The organism is [Clostridium] clostridioforme AGR2157, from assembly GCF_000424325.1.
Lineage (GTDB): Bacteria > Bacillota > Clostridia > Lachnospirales > Lachnospiraceae > Enterocloster > Enterocloster clostridioformis_A.
This window is the reverse complement of record NZ_KE384163.1, coordinates 92,797-113,073: the sequence shown is the minus strand read 5'-3', so window position 1 is coordinate 113,073 and position 20,277 is coordinate 92,797. Positions and strand designations below refer to the sequence as shown.

Here is a 20,277-nt window from a genome sequence, read left to right as displayed (position 1 = left end):
TTCCTCCTAGTCAATCACTCTAACACCTTCCACATAGATATTGATTTTCTCAACCTCCATGCCGGTGAATTCTTCTACCCTGTATTTCACGCTTTCAATCAAGTTGTCAGATACAGCCGAAATACTGACTCCATAAGATACGATTACGTGAAAATCAATGGATATCTTATTATCATTTATATCCACGTTGATTCCATGAGTCAGACTCTCTCTCTTTAATAGTTTAACCAGCCCGTCCTTCATGCTGACTGCTGCCATACCTACAATGCCAAAACATTCAACTGCGATGGTTCCTGCATATAAAGCAATCACGTCCGGGTTAATCTGGATTTCGCCCATTTTATTGCTGATTCGTCCCTTCATACACATGCCTCCGTTTCTTTACTAGAGACAGTATACACTATTTTCTGAAAAAAAGAAAGAAATTTTAATTTTTTTACTTGCAAAATTTACAAACTTCTGGTATCATACATTTGTTGTGGATTTTTCTTAAAGAAAGAATCCAAGTAACGTGTTAAGGAGGTGCAATAGTATGGCTAAGTGTGCAATCTGTGAAAAGGCAGCTCATTTCGGAATTCAAGTGAGCCATTCCCATAGAAGATCCAACAAGATGTGGAAAGCGAACGTTAAATCTGTCAGAGTCAAGGTTAATGGTGGAACCCAGAGAATGTACGTATGTACTTCCTGCTTACGTTCAGGCCTTGTAGAAAGAGCTTAATGAAACAGAACATATCATGAAAAAGGCATTGTCTCTGTCATATCGACGGGCGGTGTCTTTTTTTGTGCAATACTTTGCTGATTTTCGTAGATTTTCCACTGCCGGGATAAAACAGGCAGCAAAAAACAGGCTATGCCCCATGGGATGGACGCATAACCTGTATTTTATATTCAATCGCTATAGTAACCTTCTTCCCCTTCGATACGTCATACGTTTATATTAACAACAGAACAGATTATATCCTAATACAAGGCAGCCGATAACGAACAGGAAGGTAAAGATTGTCTCCGGAATAAAGAGCAGCACTGCCATCCCCAGTCCAAAGCAGAACAGCATAAGCCCGCATATTCTTCTCATATCTTAATTGTCTCCCCCATTCTGCAACAAGCTATATTCCATCATATGCAGAAAGGCGGCCCGGGATTCCTATTTCACATCCATATGTTCCGCCTTACCCGTGTCATAGGCTGCCGCCGTATCCTTTGCGGTCTGGACCGTTTCTTCAGACACGGCCGGCTTTCCCCCCAGGAATTTATTGATGAAATCCGGCGCCATATCTATGACCTTGGTGATGGCATCCTGATTCTTTACGTTGACAAGCTTTGTCACGCCTCCCTGAATTACCAGTACGGCGCTGGGACTCATCTTGGCGCTCATGCCTCCGCCGCCCCGGTGTTTCTGCCTGACACCCTCTGCAAAGCTTCCGGCCGCCATACCGCATGTCACATCAATCAGAGGGACAATGATTGTATCTCCCACCTGTACCGGTTCCCCCACCACGGTCTTGGTGTTGACGAACTGGTCCATGCCTCTAAATAACGTGTCTATCGTAGATGTAAATTGATTCTCTGCCATAGTATGTCCTCTTCTCTATTTATTCCCGCGGGCTGCCAGCGGGACTGGATTTACCATCCCCCGGCAGCAGCCGCGAGTGTCATATCACTTTAAGAAACCCTTCAGCATCCTGCGGGTATGTCCGTCAAACAGGACCTGGAGTACCAGCCAAAGGATTACGGATAACCGTATTCTTCCTTTCAGGCTCCCCTCTGCGTCCAGTATCTTCTCATCAAATACCGGGTACAAAAAAAGCTGCCTGTGGTAAAATGGGTAGATAAGGCTGGCAGCCTGAAGCACCTGCCCCGTGGTATAGGGGTCGTCAAACCCGAAGGTGACGGTGCACCTGCCCTTTCTGGGCCACAGATGTATAAGGAGACGTTTTGTCTGCCTGTAAAGGAGCCTCAAGGATGCCTGATTTTTTTCATCCTCCAGCCACATTTTCTTTTCCAGAACAAATTCCCTGATTCCCTTGAGCTTATCACAGATTTTCTCAAAAGAAAACTTAAGTTTTTCCAGTATATGCCTGATTGACTGACTGATACGGCCTGCAAGGTCTTTTATTTTTCCGATGATGCCCGACCCCCTTTTGTCAGGCCCTGTTTTATCTTCCTCTGCTCCTGTTTCCTTCCGGTTGGCGTCCTGCTCTCCTGCCGGTTCGCCATGCGCCAGTTCCTCACCGGGCTGACCGCCCCCGGCCCTGCCATCCGTGTCTGTTTTCCTATGTTCCTCCTGGGCCTTCCTGTAATGCTCCTCATCCTGCTGCAGTTCCTCATACAGGGACTGTTCTTCATCTCCCAGTATGGTATCCAGACCGTCTTCCAAATTCTGGGCAGGATCTTTTCCCCGATTGTGCCACAGCCTAAAGCCCAGAACCTTGAGACTGCACACCAGGCCTTTGCCTTCATAGACAGCCCCGAATGCCAGGATATGGAAGAACCAGGTGGCGCAGACCGACAGCAGCAGCTGTCCGTGATAACTTCCCTCTGCCTTATACCTTACAGGGATGAACAGCACTGCCAGGAGAATGCCAAGCAGCAGCCCCAGGATGACCAGAAGAGCAATACCTATTATCTTCAATATCACAAGCAGAATATGAATCATCTTGCCTCCTCCAGGTACGACATATATGATTTCCAGTTAAAACCATCCGTATGCCGGTACATATCATCCACCATGGCGCGGACTACCTCACATGCTTCCCCGTATCCCTCGGCCACGCCTAAAATCAGGAAATCCTCTGCCTTCCGCTCTTCCTCTGTCAGCAGCATCACAGGCCGTATGTCAAGTATATGATTCCCACTCTGAGGAAGAGTAATCACATAGGTGTCCGGCATGAGCTTCCTTTCGCGGATTCCCATGAGGACCCTGGCCCGGTGCCGCCCGGCCCTGTCTCCCATATATAGATGCTCCCACCAGCGCATTCATCCATCTCCCTCTGTCTGCGCGCCAGGCCATGTCTGAAACCCATTTCCGCCAAGGCGCGTCCTAATAATCTTCCAGGTCAAATCTATCCTGTTCCATCATCATGCGTATAATACCCATGGAAATCTCTTTTTCCTTCCCATCGGAACAGCTTCTTAGACTTCCTTCCACATACTGACGCACTTCCTCCAGGGAATCGAAAAAGACCGGCAGCCTGGACAGAATCTTGGACATCACAGCCCTGATAAGGACCTTTGGTTTTCCTTCCCAGGCAGCTGACAGCTCCCCAAAGAAGCGCTCCAGCTTCCCGGCCATCAGTTCTTCGTCCACCTTCTGGTCCGCCCTGTCTTCCGGACGCTCCAGGGACATGAAGGAACTGCCCGACATGAGCAGGTCAATCTTCCGGAGAATTTCCCCGTCCTCATCCAAGCCATCTGCCGCGCTCTTAACCTCTGTCTCCAGACGCATCCACTGCTCAAAGTAAGTCTCCTGCTTTCCCTCCAGCATGGACAGCTTATCTGTCAGTTCCTGGGGAATGGCCTTTACGGCCCCTTCCTCAAAAAGAGACTGAACCGCTGACAGGAGCCCTTTTAACAGGCTCTCCTCCGATACCTCCATCATCGCCCATTTTCTGGAAAGCACAAGCACATAAAGGTCATTTATCAAATCCATGAACAACATCAGTTCCCCTGTGGTATCCATGAGAATCTGTCCTGCCCGCTCCATCTCGGCTGTCAGATGCCGGTATTCCTCTGCTGTGATGGCCTTAAAATCCGTCTTTTCAAATTCCCTGAGAATGGAGTAAAGGTCCTCGTATCCTGTCTCCATGTCCTCCGGCCGCACCAGCATGGCCTCAGACCGCAGGATATACAGCATATCATCCAGGCCGGAGACCGGTCCGCCCTTATAGACAGACATCCCCTCCTCCACCATGGCAAAGAATTTATTCCTGGTAAGCCGTATGGGAAGCTGGCCTACCACGGACTGTATCCGTTCATTGACAACCATTGCCTCGTCTGTGTCCATGATATAGGCCATGATTTCCGCTGTCCATTCCTCCTCATCCGGCTGGACATTTCTGTTTCCCATGAGCTGGGGCTCAAAACGCCCTTCCAGACGGTTCAGCACATATTCATACGCCTGAAAAACATCCGCATAAGCGGTATTGGTCTCCATAGCCGAGGCTGTCTCATCCCTCAGGCAATTCAGCTCCTCCAGCTTCAGGCTTCCCTCCAGGAAATCCTTTAACAGACCGTGATACCGTTTGCTCAGTCTCTCCAGCCTGCTTAAAAAGTCCCCTTCCAGAGTTACCTCATAGTACATATAATAATTCAGAGCCAGCCGCGTATATGCATAGTGGCAGGCCGCTGAAATCTGTTTCTTCCTTCGTCTTGATTCCAAAACCCATTCCTCCCGGAACTTATTTTCACATAATAAACAATGATGATATATACGCCTGATATTTAATTCTTACCCAGTATACAAAGGCGCGCCAGGTCCAGTGCCTTCATCATGGCCTGTTCCCGCACCTTTTCCCGGTTGCCCTTAAACTGGTATCTCTTGACGCAGGTCTTTCCCCTCAGGCAGCAGGCCATGTACACCAGCCCAACAGGTTTTTGATCCGTACCGCCGTCCGGTCCTGCTATGCCGGTGGTGGCCACACAGAGGTCAGTACCGCTGGCCTTCACTCCGCCCTCCGCCATCTCCCTGGCAGTCTCTTCACTGACAGCGCCGTGGGCTTTTAAAGTGCCCTCACGTACTCCCAGAAGGCGCATTTTGGCTTCATTTGAATATGTCACCATGCCTTCCATAAACACGTCGGATACCCCGGGCACATTCACCATTCTGGCCGCTATCATGCCTCCGGTACAGGACTCGGCAGTGCACATGGTCAGATGATTCCGTTTTAACAAATCCGCCACTGCCATCTCAAGACTCACCTGTTCATCCGTAGTGTAAACAGCTTCCTTAAAACGGTCTTCTATCTCCTTCTCCACAGGCGCAATGAGAGCCAGCCCCTCCTCCCGGCTTTCCGCCCTGGCAGTAATCCTTAAATGCACCTCTGCTGTCTTGGCGTAGGTGGCAATGGTGGGATTGGTCTGGGCGTCAATCAGGTCCAGGAGCATATCCTCTACCTGGCTTTCGCCGTATCCGCAGATTTTCACCATACTGGATACCAGCACCGCATTCTGCTTTTGCTGAAGATAAGGAAACACCTGCCCGTTGAACATGGGATACAGTTCATTGGGAGGTCCCGGAAGCAGGATAGCGGTCCTGCCGTCCTTTTCCAGAATCAGACCCGGGGCCATGCCGTTGGCATTGTCCAGCACCAGTGCCCCCTGGGGGACTGTGGCCATCTTCCAGTTGTTGTCCGGAATGTGCCTGTAAATGTTATTCCTGAAGAATTCTGTCAGATGCTCCCTGGTATGGGCATCCTCCGCCAAAGGCATGCCGAAGGCATCGGCACAGACCTCCTTTGTCAAATCATCCTCTGTGGGTCCCAGGCCTCCTGTCAGTATGAGAATGTCCGAACGTGAAAGCCCCTGGCGCACCACGGACATCATCCTGTCATAATTATCCCCCACCGTGACCTGGAAAAACAGATCGAATCCAAGCATGGCGCATTTCTCAGCCAGGAACTGGGTGTTGCTGTTTACAATATTCCCCATAAGAATCTCAGTCCCCACGGATATGAGTTCCACTGTCATGCTACATACCTCCCTCTGTCAGGATTTTCATATTCTTTGCCACATAATCCACCAGGGATATGATGGTCAGTGCAACTGCAATGACAACCACAATGTTGGTCACCAGCGTCAGGGCCGGGATATTAAAAATCAGCAGGATGACAGCCGTCATCTGGAAGGTGGTCTTAAATTTGCCCCAGTAGCTGGCTGCTATGACCACGCCGTTATCCGCTGCCACCAGACGGAATCCGCTGATGATGAACTCGCGGCTGATGATAATGATGACAACCCAGGCAGGGAGCTGTCCCAGCTCAATCAGGCAAATCAGCGCGGAACAAACCAGCAGCTTGTCTGCCAGCGGGTCCATAAATTTACCAAAGTTGGTCACCAGGTTGTACTTCCTGGCAATCCTGCCGTCAAACAAATCCGTGAGACTGGCCACAATGAACAGCACATTTGCCACAATACGCATGGTATAGTTATTGCCGTGATCAAACAGCAGGGCCGCAACAAAAAATGGAATCAAACACGCTCTTATAATCGTCAGTTTATTGGGCAGATTCATCATACACCTCTCCTATCAAATCATATTCAGCGGCTCCTGTTACCTTAACCCTCACAAAGTCGCCTGACATCAGTTCAACATCCCCGTTCACAAATATCAGACCGTCCACATTCGGCGCGTCCATGTAAGTCCGTCCCACATAGGCTGGCTCGTCCACCACCTTTCCTTCTATGAGGACCGTAAGCACCCTGCCTACCATGTTCTCACAGTGTTCAAATGCAATGTCCTGCTGCAGCTCCATGATCTGGTCCCTGCGCTCCTCCTTCACCTCCTCCGGCACCTGGTCGGGATAGGAGAAGGCCGGTGTGTCCTCCTCAGCGGAATAAGCAAATACCCCCAGACGCTCAAACTCCATCTCATTGACAAAGTCCATCAGTTCCTCATGGTCGCTCTCAGTCTCTCCCGGAAAGCCCGAAATCAGGGTGGTCCGGATGGCAATATCCGGAATCTCCTGCCTGAGTTTTCCGATGCGCTCCATCAGTTCTTCCTTGTTGGTCCTGCGTCCCATGCGCTTAAGAATCCGGTCGCTGGCATGCTGGATGGGCATATCCAGATAGTTGCACACCTTTTCCTCTGTCCGGATGGTCTCTATGAGCTCATCCGTGATTTCCTCCGGATAGCAGTACTGAATGCGAATCCAGTAGATTCCCGGAATCTTTGCCAGCTCCTTAAGAAGTCTCGGAAGGCATTTCTCCCCATAAAGGTCCTTGCCGTAAAGGGTTGTTTCCTGCGCCACCAGAATCAGCTCTTTAACGCCTGCCTCCGCCAGCTGCCTGGCCTCCGCCACCAGCTGCTCTATGGGGACGCTGCGGTAGGGACCCCTTAAATAAGGGATGATGCAATAAGTACAGCGCTTGTCACAGCCTTCCGCGATTTTAAGGAAGGCATAATGACCGCCGGTGGTGACCACACGCCTGGCTTCCACCTGGGGAAGCTCGCTCAAATCGTGGAAACAGGAAAGATGGGTTCCTGACCTTCCCGTGAGCACCTGCTCCAGCACCTTTGCCACCTCCTCATAGGAGGTTGTCCCAAGGATGGCGTCCACCTCAGGTATCTCATCCAGAATTTCCTGCTTATATCTCTGGGCCAGACATCCTGCCACCAGTAGTGCCTTTAGATTCCCCTCCTCCTTATACCGGGCCATTTCCAGGATGGTGTTGACGCTTTCCTCCTTGGCATCGCCGATAAAACAGCAGGTGTTGACCAGTATCACATCCGCCTCTGTCTCGTCGTCCGTAAAAATGATGCCCTGTCCGTTTAACAGTCCCAGCATCTTCTCTGTATCCACCAGATTCTTATCACATCCCAGGGATACGCAAAATAACTTTATATTCTCCATATAAAAATAACTCCTAATGAACATTTAAGCCATCTCTGTCCGGGCAGCACCGGGAATGACCCAAAATGCTTCCCTGTACAGGAGACGGCTTATGATTTATGCGTTCTGCTCTTCCTCTTCCGTTGTCTCTTCCTCCGGAAGGATTTTCACCTTCTGGTGATACAGTTCATCAATGGCAATGGACAGCGGCTTCTTTCCTGCTGCTCCGGCAACCATGGGGTCCTCCCCTGCGATGAGCTGTCTGGCACGCCTGGACGCTGCAATGACGATGGAATAACGGCTCTGTACCACCGGCTGCTCTCCGGGCTCAATATCACTGTTTACTACGTTGATTAAATCGGTGTATGATGGATGTAACATATTACATTCCCCTTTCAAATTGTTATATGACTTTTATAAATGGTTTACTGTCTGTCATCCAGGTGATAAAGCTCTTCCCGCATCCTGCTCAGGAAGTCCAGATGATAGCAGGTTTTACTGTGCTGCAGTGTAATGAGCTGATGCATCTGCTCCACACATGCATCAATCTCGTCATTAATCAGCAGGTAATCATAGGCTTCCATGCCCGACGCCTCCTCAGCCGCACGGCGGAGCCTGGCACCTATGACCTCAATGGTCTCTGTTCCCCTGCCCACCAGACGGCGGCGAAGCTCCTGGGCACTAGGCGGTGTGACGAAAATCAGCAGCGCATCAGGAAAGCGCTTCTTCACCTTAAGGGCACCCTGTATCTCAATCTCCAGAATTACGTCCTTTCCCTCTGCCATCTTTTTCTCCACATAGTCCCTGGGCGTGCCATAGTAATGGTTCACGTACTGCGCGTACTCCACCAGACGTCCTTCCTCTATCATCTGCTGAAAATATTCCCTGCTGACGAAGAAATAATCCTCCCCGTCCTTTTCTCCTTCCCTGGGCTGCCTTGTGGTGGCGGATACAGACAATGCATAATTGTCATACCGCTTTAGAAGCTCTTTCATGAGTGTTCCCTTTCCTGCTCCGGAAAATCCGGATACTACCACTAAAATTCCCTGCTGGTTCATGGTATGCTCTCCCTGACTTTTCAATGTACTTATTTGTATGTTCTTATTCAATATTCTGTATCTGCTCCCTGACCTTCTCTATCTCGGTCTTAAGGGCAATGGCCTTGTCCGAGATGGACAGGTCCGTGGATTTGGAGAGGATGGTATTAGCCTCCCGGTTCATCTCCTGGGCAATGAAATCCAGCTTGCGGCCAACACTCTCTCCGCTTAAAAGCTCATTCCTGGTGTTGTTTATATGGCTTCTGAGGCGCACCGTCTCCTCATCCACACATATCCTATCTGCATAGATGGTAACTTCCGCCGCAATACGGCTCTCCTCCATGGCAGTGTTGCTTAAGAGCTCCTTTACCTTGTCCTCCAGCCTGTTCCTGTACTCTGTTAAAATCTGCGGGGAACGCTCTTCGATAAAATCCACCAGCGTTTCCATATAATCCAGCTTGCCCAAAAGATCCTTCTTAAGATGTTCTCCCTCAATTTCCCTGGACTCCACAAACTTGACAGCGGCCTCCTTAAGGGCTCCCGTAAGGATTAACCACAAATGCTCCTCGTCGTCCGGCACCTGCTCCATGGTAAGCACCTCAGGAAACTTGGCCAGGGCCGACACCTTCACATCGTTCTGGATGCCGAACTCATCCGACATCCTGTTAAAGTACTCCATATATTCAGCAGCCAGCGCCCGGTTGTACTTCAGGCACATGTTGCCTGACCTGTAATCCTCGTAGTTGATGAACAAATCCACTTTTCCCCTCTGGATATATTTCTTAAGGAGTGTCCTGATGGAAGCTTCAAAATAATTGAACTTCTTGGGCATCTTAATACTTAAATCCAGATATCTGTGATTAACGGCCTTCATCTCGACAGAAATCTTGTACTCGTCCGTCACATTCTCGCATCTGCCGAAACCAGTCATGCTTTTTAACATAACGAATGCCTCTCTTTCGTTTTTATCCATAATTAGTTAGTATTATAATTCATCTGGGGAATCAAGTCAACAAATTGTTCAACAAAGCAATTTGTGTGAATGTTCAGGGAGAATGTTCAGCAAAGCAATTTCTGCGATAAGCAATTTCCGCGGCAGTTCAATTGCAAGGCCTTTTCTATTCCTTCAAATTATGGTATTCTTATATTCAGCGGCCCCGGCGCCCGGACATGCCCCGGAGCGGGGAACCTTCCGGTTCATCCCCGTTCCCTGTACAGACGGCATTTCCCGCGTTAATACAGGCCCGACAGGAGTGTATATATCATATGGCATTTGACGGCATTACCATAGCAAACCTGGTTCATGAGTTCAAGGAAGCCCTTGGAGGCGGGCGCATTTCTAAAATTGCCCAGCCCGAGAAGGACGAGCTTCTCATAGCCATTAAAAATAACAAGGAAAATTACCGCCTCCAGATATCGGCCAGCGCAAGCCTCCCCCTTATCTACCTGACGGACAAAAACAAACCCAGCCCCATGACAGCTCCTAATTTCTGCATGCTGCTGCGCAAGCACATCGGAAGTGCCAGAATCGTGGACATCAGCCAGCCCGGCTTAGAGCGCATCATCCAGTTCGAGCTGGAGCACTTAGACGAGATGGGGGACCTGTGCCGCAAGAAACTGATTGTGGAAATCATGGGAAAGCACAGCAATATCATTTTCTGTAAGGAGGACGGCACCATTATCGACAGCATCAAGCATGTGTCCGCCCAGGTCAGCTCTGTCCGCGAGGTACTTCCGGGACGAACCTATTTCATCCCCCAGACCGTTGCCAAGGAAAATCCTCTTACGGTCACCCAGGAAACCTTCCGCCAGGCAGTAGGCTCCTCCTCCATGTCCGTCCAGAAAGCCCTGTACAACCATCTCACAGGCATCAGCCCCATTATGGCCGAGGAAATATGCCACCTGGCAAGCATTGACTCAGATTACGGCGCCTCAGAATTGTCTGAAACAGAACTTCTGCATCTTTACCATACCTTTTCCCTGGTGATGGAGGACGTAAAGGAAGGGAGTTTTGCGCCGGCCATTGTCTTCGATGAAGAGGGCCCGGTAGAATACGCTGCCCTTCCCCTGACCTGTTACGAGGGCGGCGCTTACCACAGCCAGTCTTTCCAGTCCATGAGCCATCTGCTGGAGGAGTACTATGCTTCCCGGGACACCATTACCAGGATCCGCCAAAAGTCCTCAGACCTGCGCCGGATAGTCCAGACAGCCCTGGAGCGCAACTACAAAAAATACGATTTGCAGATGAAGCAGCTGAAAGACACTGAAAAGCGTGAAAAATACCGCATATACGGCGAACTCCTGAACACATACGGCTATGAGCTCACCGGCGGCGAGAAATCCTTTACCTGTCTGAACTACTACACCAACGAGGAAATCACCATTCCTCTGGACACGCAGCTGTCAGCAAAGGACAATGCCAAAAAGCACTTTGACAAATACAACAAATTAAAGCGCACCTATGAAGCCCTGACAGACCTGACAAAGGAGACCAAGGCTGAAATCGACCATCTGGAATCCATCAGCTCCGCCCTTGACATAGCCCTGGCCGAAAACGACCTGGTACAGATTAAGGAAGAGCTAATGGAGTACGGATATATCAAAAAGCGCCGTTCAAGCGACAAAAAGCCGAAAATCACCAGCAAGCCCTTCCACTACATTTCCTCCGACGGCTTCCACATTTACGTAGGAAAGAACAACTACCAGAATGAGGAACTCACCTTTAAACTGGCAACAGGCAACGACTGGTGGTTCCACGCCAAAGGCATCCCCGGCTCCCATGTCATCGCAAAGACAGAGGGCCGCACCGACCTTCCCGACCGTCTCTTTGAAGAAGCCGGAGCCCTGGCCGCCTACTATTCCAAGGGCCGTGACAACGACAAGGTGGAAATCGACTACATCCAGAAAAAGAACATCAAGAAGGTAGCCGGAGCCGCGCCCGGATTCGTGATTTACCATACCAATTACTCTTTGGTGGCGTCGCCGGGGTGTGAGCTGAATGAGGTGGGGTGATTTGGATTTATGGTGTAGTGGATGAGAGTACGGTACGTCCGCGGAGAGGGGGAGGCGGGGTTGGGGGACTGGTTCCGGAGCCTCAAGCCTCCTCGCCCTGCCCCTTCCCACGGACGTACCCTCCAGCCACAATATAGAAAAAAGCAAAAAAACAACTGCCTGCCATAATTTCTTACGACAGCCAGTTGATTTTCCATTACATTAACACCTAATCCAACCAGTGAATTAGTTGTACTTACGCTTACGAGCAGCTTCAGACTTTTTCTTACGTCTTACGCTTGGCTTCTCGTAATGCTCTCTCTTACGAATTTCCTGCTGAATGCCAGCCTTTGCACAGTTTCTTTTGAATCTGCGTAAAGCACTGTCTAAGCTCTCGTTATCTTTAACAATTACGTTTGACATCGCTCACACCTAACCTCCCTCCAGTTGTGTAATTGTGCATAATACAACTGTTTGGGTATTTTTAGCACTGCTATGATTATAGCATAAAAATACCGTACGTCAAGAATTTTTTTATAATTCTTACGTTTATTTTTAAATTTTATTTGTACATGTACTATTTTGTCTGTTCTTCCACTGTCTCAACCGCTTTTTTAAGAGCATCGTCGATACCAGCCGGATTCTTGCCGCCGGCCTGGGCCATGTTGGGACGGCCGCCGCCGCCGCCGCCCACAAGACCAGCTATGGCCTTAATCAGGTTGCCTGCGTGGGCGCCCTTTTTCTGTGCGGAGTCTGTGGCTGTCGCCATCAGGTTCACCTTGCCGTCCTGCTCGCAGGCCAGCACAATGACGCCTTCTCCCAGCTTGTCCTTTAACTGGTCGCCTAAGTTTCTCATGCCGTTCATGTCCACTCCGGCCACCCTGGCTGCCAGAACCTTAAGTCCGTTTACTTCCTTGACCTGGCTCATGACATCACCTAAGGAGTCATTGGCAAGCTTGCTCTTAAGCTTCTCATTCTCGGAGTGAAGGGTCTTAATCTCCTCCAGAAGGGACTGTATCTTGGAAGTCAGCGCGGACGGTGTTGTCTTGGCTGTCCTGGCCGCCTCCTGAAGCTCCTCTTCCACCTCCTGATAATGTTTCATAAGCCCCTCGGATGTAAGCGCCTCAATACGCCTTACGCCGGCGGCAATACCTGCCTCGGAAATAATCTTGAAATATGCAATGGTGCCGGTATTAGGCACATGGGTGCCGCCGCAGAGCTCTGTGGAGAAATCTCCCATGCGGACCACGCGGACCTTATCCCCGTATTTTTCACCGAACAGGGCCATGGCTCCTGTTTTCTTGGCTTCATCCAGTGTCATAACCTGGGTGACTACCGGAAGGGATTCCTGGATTTCCTGGTTCACCAGTTCCTCCACCTTCTTGATTTCATCCGGTGTCATGGCTGAAAAATGGGTAAAGTCAAAACGCAGCCTGCCGGCATCCACGTAGGAACCTGCCTGCTCCACATGTTCTCCCAATACCTTGCGCAGGGCCTTCTGAAGCAGATGGGTGGCGCTGTGGTTCTTGCATGTAAGAGCGCGGTTGTGGGCGCATACAGAGAGGGTCACGGTTTCTCCTACCTGGAACATGCCTTTTGTCATGACACCCACATGGCCTACCTTGCCGCCCTGTAGGTGTATGGTATCCTCTACCTTAAAGGCGCCGTTTTCATTGGAGATAACACCTGTATCTCCCTGCTGGCCGCCCATGGTTCCGTAGAACGGGGTCTGCTCCACGATGATGGTGCCCTTCTGTCCGTCTGAAAGGGCCTGTACCAGCTCGTCTTCCGTGGTCAGTACAGTCACCTTGGAATCAGCCGTCAGTCTGTCATAACCAATAAATTCAGTGGTAACAGAAGGATCGATGGACTGGTATACAGTCACGTCGGCACCCATGTAATTGGTAGTCTTGCGGGCCTTTCTGGCCTTTTCCTTCTGTTCCTTCATGGCGGCGTCAAAGCCGTCTTCATCCACGGTGCAGCCTCTCTCTTCCAGAATTTCCTTGGTAAGATCCAGAGGGAATCCATAAGTATCATACAGCTTGAATGCATTGGCTCCGGAAAGACACTTGTTTCCGGTTTTCTGCATCTCATCCTCCATCTCTCCCAGGATGCTCAGTCCCTGGTCAATGGTCTTGTTGAACTTTTCCTCTTCCTCGGACAGTACCTTGAAAATCATGGCCCGCTTTTCTTCCAGCTCAGGATAGCCGTCCTTAGACAGCTCGATAACGGTCTCGGAAAGACCGGCCAGGAACCTGCCTTCAATCCCCAGCTTTCTACCATGACGGGCAGCACGGCGCAGGAGGCGTCGGAGCACGTAGCCCCTTCCCTCGTTGGAGGGCATGATTCCGTCTGAAATCATGAAGGTACAGGACTTAACATGGTCTGTAACAATACGCAGGGACACATCTGTCTCGTGGTTCTTCTGATATTCTGTATGTGCAAGCTGGCAGACCCTGTCCAAAAGCGCTTTGTTGGTGTCAACAGTAAACAGGGAGTCAACGCCCTGAACCACCACAGCCAGACGCTCCAGGCCCATGCCCGTATCAATATTCTTATGCTCCAGCTCTGTATAATGGCCATGTCCGTCATTGTCGAACTGGGTAAATACATTGTTCCATACCTCAATATAGCGGTCGCAGTCGCAGCCCACCGTACATCCGGGTTTTCCGCAGCCAAAGGCCTCGCCTCTGTCGTAATATACCTCTGAGCAGGGGCCGCAGGGGCCTGATCCGTGCTCCCAGAAGTTGTCCTCCTTGCCGAACTTGAAGATGCGCTCAGCCGGAATTCCAATTTCCTTGTTCCAGATGCCGAAGGCTTCATCGTCATCCAGGTACACGCTGGGATACAGCCTGTCCGGGTCCAGTCCCACCACTTCGGTCAGAAATTCCCATGTCCAGTGGATGGCTTCTGTTTTAAAATAATCCCCAAAAGAGAAATTACCCAGCATCTCGAAGAAAGTGCCGTGACGGGCTGTCTTTCCTATATTCTCAATGTCGCCGGTGCGGATACACTTCTGGCAGGTTGTAACCCTCTTTCTGGGCGGAATCTCCTGTCCTGTGAAATATGGCTTCAGGGGAGCCATACCGGAATTGATTAAAAGCAGGCTGTTATCATTATGCGGAACCAGTGAAAAGCTCTTCATTGCCAGATGGCCCTTGCTCTCGAAAAACTCAAGGAACATCCGGCGCAGCTCGTTCACGCCGCGGTACTGTGGTTCTTTCACTTTATTTTCCTCCATATTATTGCTCTGATTACATAACCGTCATTTTACCATAACGCTATATAATTATCAAGACTGTCTTAACAAAAAAGAGAGGGAAAACCAATGATTTTCCATTGTTTTTCCCTCTTACCCGCAATTTTCAGTTCCCGTCATACGGACCGTTCTTCCCATACTTTCGCCTGTTACGGCAATGCAGTTTGGGATGAATCCTCCTCCTCGCAGAACACCCCGTTGGCCTCCTCGTAGCGGCCTGCCAGCTCGTAAGCCCTGTCCCTGGTCAGACTGACCAATGTGGCCGCATAACTGATTCCCTCCATGGATCCGCTGTTCCTGCCCGAACTCTCTGCCGCCCTGGCATCCCGGTTCTTAAGCCATTCCTGCTGTTCAGAAGCCAGCTTTGCAGCATCTCCCTGAGACAGCATCTCCATGAGAGCATTGTAAATGGAATTCAGCTCTCCTTCCCATAACTTTAGCTCTGTCTCCGCCGAGGTCTTGATGGAATATACATTGGAATCCGTTTCCTCCTCCCGCATCTTAAGAATCTGGGTGTCCAAATCCTCCAGGCGTTTGCGGTAGTCTACTATAAGACTTGCCTTGTACTCCCTGGTCCTGGCTCCTGTGAGAGGGGAAATAGGCATATCCTTTTCCGAAGCAGTCTCCGAAACAGCGGGCCCCTCACCGGCACCTGCGGCGCCGGCAGTATCCGAAGCCATTGTCTCATCAGCGGCATCCGTCATTGCCGGAGCTGCCTGGTCCGAAGAAAAGGCCCCTGCTGCCTCTGCTGCCGGAGCCGCTCCGTAAGCTGCATTTCCGGGACCTGCACTTCCGGGACCTGCACTTCCGGGACCTGCACTTCCGGGACCTGCATCTCCTGAAGCTGTATTTCCTGAAGCTGCATTCCCAGGTCCTGCATCTCCCGTCATCCTGCGCTCCGCAAGTGTTGCGGGCTCTGCCCTGCCAGCCGCCATACCTGCATCCGTTCCGCCCGTCTCTGTATCCTGCTGTCCCCAAGCCGGGGCAAAGGATGACGCTGCCGCAGTCTCTTCTGGCCCTGCTGTAATCTCAGCCATCATGGCTGCTCCCTGGCTCTTCACATAGTATTTGGTATAGTGGGTAACACCAGTTCCTATGACCAGGATACAGCCAATCACAATCCATATCCTTTTATCTTTCATCGCAACACATCCCTGCCATAATCTTGTATTAACCTTATCACAAAAAAGGAAGAAAAGAAACACGAAGATAAAAGGAGTAATAGATTGTAAGAGATATGTAAGAAAATCAGGAACAGATACAAAAACAAAAAAGCGCCGCCTCCCCTGTTCCACACGTAATCCAGGGTTAAGCAGCGCCTTCTAACTGCAAGGTGAAGCTTATTTAAGCCTCCAGCCCCTGGTCTGTCATCAGATTCCCGCCATCTGCCGCAGAGGTGGCCAGAGCATCGCATTTCTCATTTTCAGGATGGCCTGCATGTCCTTTTACCCAGATGAATTTTACCTGGTGGGGTTCCTTTGCCTTTAACAGGCGTTTCCAGAGGTCGATATTCTTTACCGGCCCGCTTTTCCCACGGTTCCATCCCTTTGCCACCCAGCTGTCAATCCAATGCTGGTTAAACGCATCTGTCAGGTATTTGGAATCCGAATATAATTCCACCTGGCATGGCCTGTTTAATGCCTCCAGCCCTACTATGGCAGCCATCAGTTCCATCCGGTTGTTGGTGGTGCGCACATACCCGCCGGACATGGTCTTCTCATGAAGCTGGCCGCTGCTGTCCGTAAAATGAAGCACTGTCCCGTAACCGCCCGGGCCGTCAGGATTTCCCCTGGCAGAACCGTCTGTGTAAATCTGTACTTTCGTCATGTGTCAATATCTCCTGTCAGTAACATTCTATCTGTCCCATTTATCGCACAGAGCAAGAATCTGTTCCGTAAAACGGGTCAGGTCCTTATTAGCGCCGCCCTCATTGCGGTGAATCACATCTAACAGCATCTTGCCCGCATCCACCAGCCTGGTATAAACACCGCTGGCCCTGCGTTTGGCGGCAGTTTCCTTCTCAATGAGAACGCCCTCTGTCTCTTTAATCCAGAAGCCCTTTATGAGGTCAAACTGGGAACCTGAAAAAGGCGCCTTGGCTGTCAGTTTCAGCTGGGTATTCAGCACATCCGAGAAGGATATGCAGGATTCCTCGCTTCCATGAACCACAAAAACATAATCCGGCTTTTTCTCAAATGCGGATATCCAGGTGATAAGCCCGTCCCTGTCCGCATGGCCGCTGATTCCCTCCATGGTCTCTATATGGGCCCGCACATCGATTTCCTCACCGAATATCTTCACGATCTGGGCCCCGTCCTGAAGAATCCGTCCCAGGGTTCCCTCTGCCTGGTATCCCGCGAACACAACGGAACACTCCGGCCTCCACAGGTTGTGTTTCAGGTGGTGGCGTATACGGCCCGCATCACACATGCCTGCCGCTGATATGATGACCTTGGGCGTCATGTCAAAGTTTATGCTCTTGGATTCCTCACTGGTAATGGAGAGCTTCAGTCCCGGAAAATCAATGGGGTTGATTCCGCGTTCCACCAGAGCCTTTGTCTCCTCGTCATAGCACTCCAGCATATTGTCCTTAAACACATGGGTGGCTTCCACGGCCAGAGGGCTGTCTACATAGACCTCGAAGCTGTCATGGCCGGTCACAAGCCTTTCTTCCTTAATATGGCGTATCAGATACAGCAGCTCCTGGGTACGTCCCACTGCAAAGGCCGGTATGACCACGTTTCCCTGCCGGTCCAGGGTCTCCTGAATGATTCCGGCCAGACTGTCCACATGGTTTACATCCTTTTTATGGCAGCGGTTTCCGTAGGTAGATTCCATCACCACGTAATCTGCCTCCGCAATATACTGTGGATCACGGATCAGGGGCTTATTCTTATTTCCAATGTCGCCGGAAAATACGATTTTTTTCTTGCTGGCACCCTCAGTGGCCCATATCTCTATGGAAGCAGACCCCAGTAAATGTCCCACATCCGTAAAACGCAGGGTCAGGTTGTCATTGAGCTTAAATACCTGCCCATACGCCACGCCTTCAAAATGCTTAAGCACATCCTCAGCGTCCTGCATGGTATAGAGGGCTTCCACCTCACCCCTGCCTGCACGGCGCGCCTTCCGGTTTTTCCACTCAGCTTCCATCTCCTGTATGTGGGCGCTGTCCTTAAGCATAATGTTGCACAGGTCAGCGGTGGCATAGGTGGTTATAACCTGGCCTCTGAATCCCCTGGCGTGAATCCACGGAAGCATACCCGCATGGTCAATATGCGCATGCGTCAGAAGCACATAGTCAATCTCGTGATACCCCACGGGCAGCTCCGCATTCTGGTATATGTTATTTCCCTGTTCCATACCGCAGTCTATAAGCACCTTGGTATTTCCCACCTCCAGAAAATGGCAGCTGCCCGTTACCTCATGGTCGGCCCCGATAAATGTAAGTCTCATCTGCATTCTCCCCTCTGAGTATAATATAGTCTTGCCCCACAGAATATTCTGTCAATTACAGCTACAGTATACCATATTCCCCATAAGAATGCAAATCGTATTGTAATATTTGCACAATTTTCTGTGAACAGTCCTTCTCTCAACATGTATTCCCATTATTGTCGATTTTAAATAATGATGCATATCATACCGCCGTTGCTGTCATTGATGATTTTCTGCAGAGTATCCTGCAGCTTCAGCTGGCAGTCCTCCGTCATCTGGGACACCTTGGCCTGGATACCGTCCTCCACAATCTGTTCAATGGATTTTCCAAAGATATTGGTATTCCAGATTCCGTCGTCGCTCTCCCTGGCATTTTCCTTGATGTAGGCAATCAAATCCTGGGCCTGCTGCTCGCTTCCCACAATAGGCGCAATCTCCGTCTCAATATGGGCCTTAATCAGGTTGATGGACGGTGCTTCGGCCTTCATCTTCACCCCGTACTTGTTGCCGTGTTTGATGACCTGTGGTTCATCCAGCACTATTTCTGAGCGTTCCGGAGTCACCACCCCGTACCCTTTTAACCGCACCTGTGACAAAGCATTCTGCACCTTTTCATATTCCTTCTGCATGTTGGCCAGGCTGCTTAAGGTCTGCATGAGCTGGTATTCTCCTTCAATGGGCAGTCCCACATAATCGCTGAGAATCTGGTAATAGTAGCTGTCGTCCATATCCACCTGGACGCCCACCCTGCCGTCAGCCATCTGCATATTCTTGATATTCATGGAGCGGATGGTATCCGTATGCTGCTGTTCCAGTTCCCCGGACACATCCTTCATATGGGTTACCTTCTGTATTACATTCCTGGCTGCCTGGATGACCTGGGCCTTAAGCCAATGGGTGGAAGGCAGGATCTCCAGCCATTTGGGAATATGGAAATCCATCTCAGTCACAGGGAATTCCTTCAGGACGCGTTCCAGAATATGGAAGATATCCTCCTTCTTAAGCTGCTCGCAGTTTACGGGCAGCACCGATACCCCGTAGGATTCAGACATTTCCCTTGCCAGCCTGGCAGTCTCGTCGGAATAGGGTTTGGTGGAATTCAAAAGGACCACAAATGGTTTTCCCAGCTTTTTCAGCTCGTCAATGGTCTGCTTTTCAGCTGCTATGTATGCGGGGCGTTTAATTTCCCCTATGGTTCCGTCCGTGGTCACAACGATTCCAATGGTGGAATGGTCATTGATAACTTTCCTGGTTCCGATTTCCGCTGCCTGGGTAAACGGAATATCATAATCAAACCACGGCGTCTTCACCAGACGCTCCTCGCCGTTTTCCACATGACCCGCTGCTCCGTCTACCATGAAGCCCACGCAGTCAATGACCCTTACCTTGGCTTCAATGCCGTCCGCCAGATTGATGCTGGCCGCTTCCTTGGGAATAAACTTGGGCTCCGTGGTCATGATGGTCTTGCCGGCCGCACTCTGAGGCAGCTCATCCCGGCTCAGATTGCGCAGGTTCTCATCCTCCATTGCAGGGAGCACCAGCAGTTCCATGAACCGCTTTATGAAGGTAGATTTGCCTGTGCGGACCGGCCCTACTACGCCTATGTAAATCTCTCCGCCTGTTCTCGCCTGAATATCCTTGTATACATTAAAATTGTCCATAAATATACCCCCTTGCTATGCTTTTATAGTATATGCAGGGGGGTATGAGTATATGACTGGTGCAAAATCACGCTGTATCAGCTTTATTCACGCAAAGTCAATGGATAAAATCAGGCTGTCTTCGCCTCCAGGGCTTCCACTCTTTTTTCCACTTCCTGTATCATCTTAAGGAGCATGGCGCCATTGATATCATCCAGCTTCTTAATCCTGTAATACTCTGTCATCTCATCTAATCTGCGTTTCATCGTGTCCAGCCGTTCTGTCAGATTATCCTGTACCCGGTCCAATTCCCCAAGAATCAGATTCTCTGATTCTGTGAAACGGCTATCCAGTCTTCTGTCTAT

Annotated in this window: 21 protein-coding genes; 2 read left to right on the top strand and 19 right to left on the bottom strand. The window is 50.4% G+C overall.

Annotated features, from left to right (window positions below; all coding sequences use genetic code 11):
- Positions 1 to 6: 6 nt before the first annotated feature.
- Positions 7 to 363 carry an Asp23/Gls24 family envelope stress response protein gene (locus G614_RS0124650; protein ID WP_002567525.1) on the bottom strand — a complete coding sequence of 119 codons (357 nt, stop codon included), beginning with the start codon at positions 361 to 363 and terminating at the stop codon, positions 7 to 9.
- Positions 364 to 532: 169 nt separating this feature from the next.
- Here G614_RS0124650 and rpmB point away from each other — a divergent pair, with 169 nt between their 5' ends.
- Positions 533 to 718 carry a 50S ribosomal protein L28 gene (gene rpmB / locus G614_RS30860; protein ID WP_002567524.1) on the top strand — a complete coding sequence of 62 codons (186 nt, stop codon included), beginning with the start codon at positions 533 to 535 and terminating at the stop codon, positions 716 to 718.
- Between the two features lie 219 nt (positions 719 to 937).
- Here the strand turns inward: rpmB and G614_RS32105 are convergent, their stop codons facing one another.
- The 11 genes from G614_RS32105 to G614_RS0124590 all read right to left on the bottom strand — a co-directional run bounded on the left by G614_RS32105 (position 938) and on the right by G614_RS0124590 (position 9,527).
- A complete protein-coding gene (locus G614_RS32105; protein ID WP_002567523.1) occupies positions 938 to 1,075 on the bottom strand; it encodes a hypothetical protein in 138 nt (45 codons plus the stop codon).
- Between the two features lie 69 nt (positions 1,076 to 1,144).
- On the bottom strand, positions 1,145 to 1,573 hold the full coding sequence (locus G614_RS0124635; RefSeq protein WP_027643990.1) for a GerW family sporulation protein: 429 nt from the start codon (positions 1,571 to 1,573) through the stop codon (positions 1,145 to 1,147).
- 84 nt (positions 1,574 to 1,657) lie between these two features.
- Positions 1,658 to 2,656, bottom strand: coding sequence for a DUF2953 domain-containing protein (locus G614_RS0124630; RefSeq protein WP_027643989.1), 999 nt, complete (start codon positions 2,654 to 2,656; stop codon positions 1,658 to 1,660).
- A complete protein-coding gene (locus G614_RS0124625; protein ID WP_027643988.1) occupies positions 2,653 to 2,952 on the bottom strand; it encodes a hypothetical protein in 300 nt (99 codons plus the stop codon). The genes G614_RS0124630 and G614_RS0124625 overlap by 4 nt, the downstream gene beginning before the upstream one ends.
- Positions 2,953 to 3,040: 88 nt before the next feature.
- Positions 3,041 to 4,378 (bottom strand): hypothetical protein, encoded by a 1,338-nt coding sequence (locus tag G614_RS0124620; protein WP_027643987.1) that lies wholly within the window; start codon positions 4,376 to 4,378, stop codon positions 3,041 to 3,043.
- A gap of 62 nt (positions 4,379 to 4,440) precedes the next feature.
- Positions 4,441 to 5,685 carry a competence/damage-inducible protein A gene (locus tag G614_RS0124615; RefSeq protein WP_027643986.1) on the bottom strand — a complete coding sequence of 415 codons (1,245 nt, stop codon included), beginning with the start codon at positions 5,683 to 5,685 and terminating at the stop codon, positions 4,441 to 4,443.
- A 1-nt stretch (position 5,686) separates the two neighbouring features.
- Positions 5,687 to 6,229: a CDP-diacylglycerol--glycerol-3-phosphate 3-phosphatidyltransferase gene (gene pgsA, locus G614_RS0124610; RefSeq protein ID WP_027643985.1), complete on the bottom strand. Its 543-nt coding sequence runs from the start codon at positions 6,227 to 6,229 to the stop codon at positions 5,687 to 5,689.
- A complete protein-coding gene (rimO, locus tag G614_RS0124605) occupies positions 6,213 to 7,568 on the bottom strand; it encodes a 30S ribosomal protein S12 methylthiotransferase RimO (RefSeq protein WP_027643984.1) in 1,356 nt (451 codons plus the stop codon). Before rimO ends, pgsA begins: the two co-directional genes overlap by 17 nt.
- Positions 7,569 to 7,664: 96 nt before the next feature.
- A complete protein-coding gene (rpoZ, locus tag G614_RS0124600; RefSeq protein WP_002567515.1) occupies positions 7,665 to 7,928 on the bottom strand; it encodes a DNA-directed RNA polymerase subunit omega in 264 nt (87 codons plus the stop codon).
- Positions 7,929 to 7,972: 44 nt separating this feature from the next.
- A complete protein-coding gene (gene gmk / locus G614_RS0124595; RefSeq protein ID WP_027643983.1) occupies positions 7,973 to 8,605 on the bottom strand; it encodes a guanylate kinase in 633 nt (210 codons plus the stop codon).
- Between the two features lie 43 nt (positions 8,606 to 8,648).
- Positions 8,649 to 9,527 carry a YicC/YloC family endoribonuclease gene (locus G614_RS0124590; RefSeq protein WP_027643982.1) on the bottom strand — a complete coding sequence of 293 codons (879 nt, stop codon included), beginning with the start codon at positions 9,525 to 9,527 and terminating at the stop codon, positions 8,649 to 8,651.
- 323 nt (positions 9,528 to 9,850) lie between these two features.
- Between G614_RS0124590 and G614_RS0124580 the strand changes: the two genes are divergently transcribed.
- Complete coding sequence (locus G614_RS0124580) at positions 9,851 to 11,596, top strand: Rqc2 family fibronectin-binding protein (RefSeq protein WP_027643980.1); 1,746 nt, start codon at positions 9,851 to 9,853, stop codon at positions 11,594 to 11,596.
- Positions 11,597 to 11,821: 225 nt separating this feature from the next.
- Here G614_RS0124580 and rpsU read toward each other — a convergent pair whose 3' ends face one another.
- The 7 genes from rpsU to G614_RS31830 all read right to left on the bottom strand — a co-directional run.
- Entirely contained in the window at positions 11,822 to 11,998 is a 177-nt protein-coding gene (gene rpsU / locus G614_RS0124575) for a 30S ribosomal protein S21 (RefSeq protein WP_003504099.1), read from the bottom strand.
- 154 nt (positions 11,999 to 12,152) lie between these two features.
- Positions 12,153 to 14,801, bottom strand: a complete 2,649-nt coding sequence (alaS, locus tag G614_RS0124570) for an alanine--tRNA ligase (RefSeq protein WP_027643979.1) — start codon at positions 14,799 to 14,801, stop codon at positions 12,153 to 12,155.
- Positions 14,802 to 14,983: 182 nt separating this feature from the next.
- Entirely contained in the window at positions 14,984 to 15,976 is a 993-nt protein-coding gene (locus G614_RS0124565) for a lysozyme inhibitor LprI family protein (RefSeq protein ID WP_027643978.1), read from the bottom strand.
- Between the two features lie 202 nt (positions 15,977 to 16,178).
- Positions 16,179 to 16,661 (bottom strand): ribonuclease HI, encoded by a 483-nt coding sequence (gene rnhA, locus G614_RS0124560; RefSeq protein ID WP_002567509.1) that lies wholly within the window; start codon positions 16,659 to 16,661, stop codon positions 16,179 to 16,181.
- A gap of 27 nt (positions 16,662 to 16,688) precedes the next feature.
- Entirely contained in the window at positions 16,689 to 18,296 is a 1,608-nt protein-coding gene (locus G614_RS0124555) for an MBL fold metallo-hydrolase RNA specificity domain-containing protein (protein ID WP_027643977.1), read from the bottom strand.
- Between the two features lie 161 nt (positions 18,297 to 18,457).
- Positions 18,458 to 19,933: a stage IV sporulation protein A gene (gene spoIVA, locus G614_RS0124550; protein WP_027643976.1), complete on the bottom strand. Its 1,476-nt coding sequence runs from the start codon at positions 19,931 to 19,933 to the stop codon at positions 18,458 to 18,460.
- Between the two features lie 110 nt (positions 19,934 to 20,043).
- The coding region (locus tag G614_RS31830; protein ID WP_027643975.1) for a hypothetical protein at positions 20,044 to 20,277 on the bottom strand (234 nt) is incomplete at its 5' end.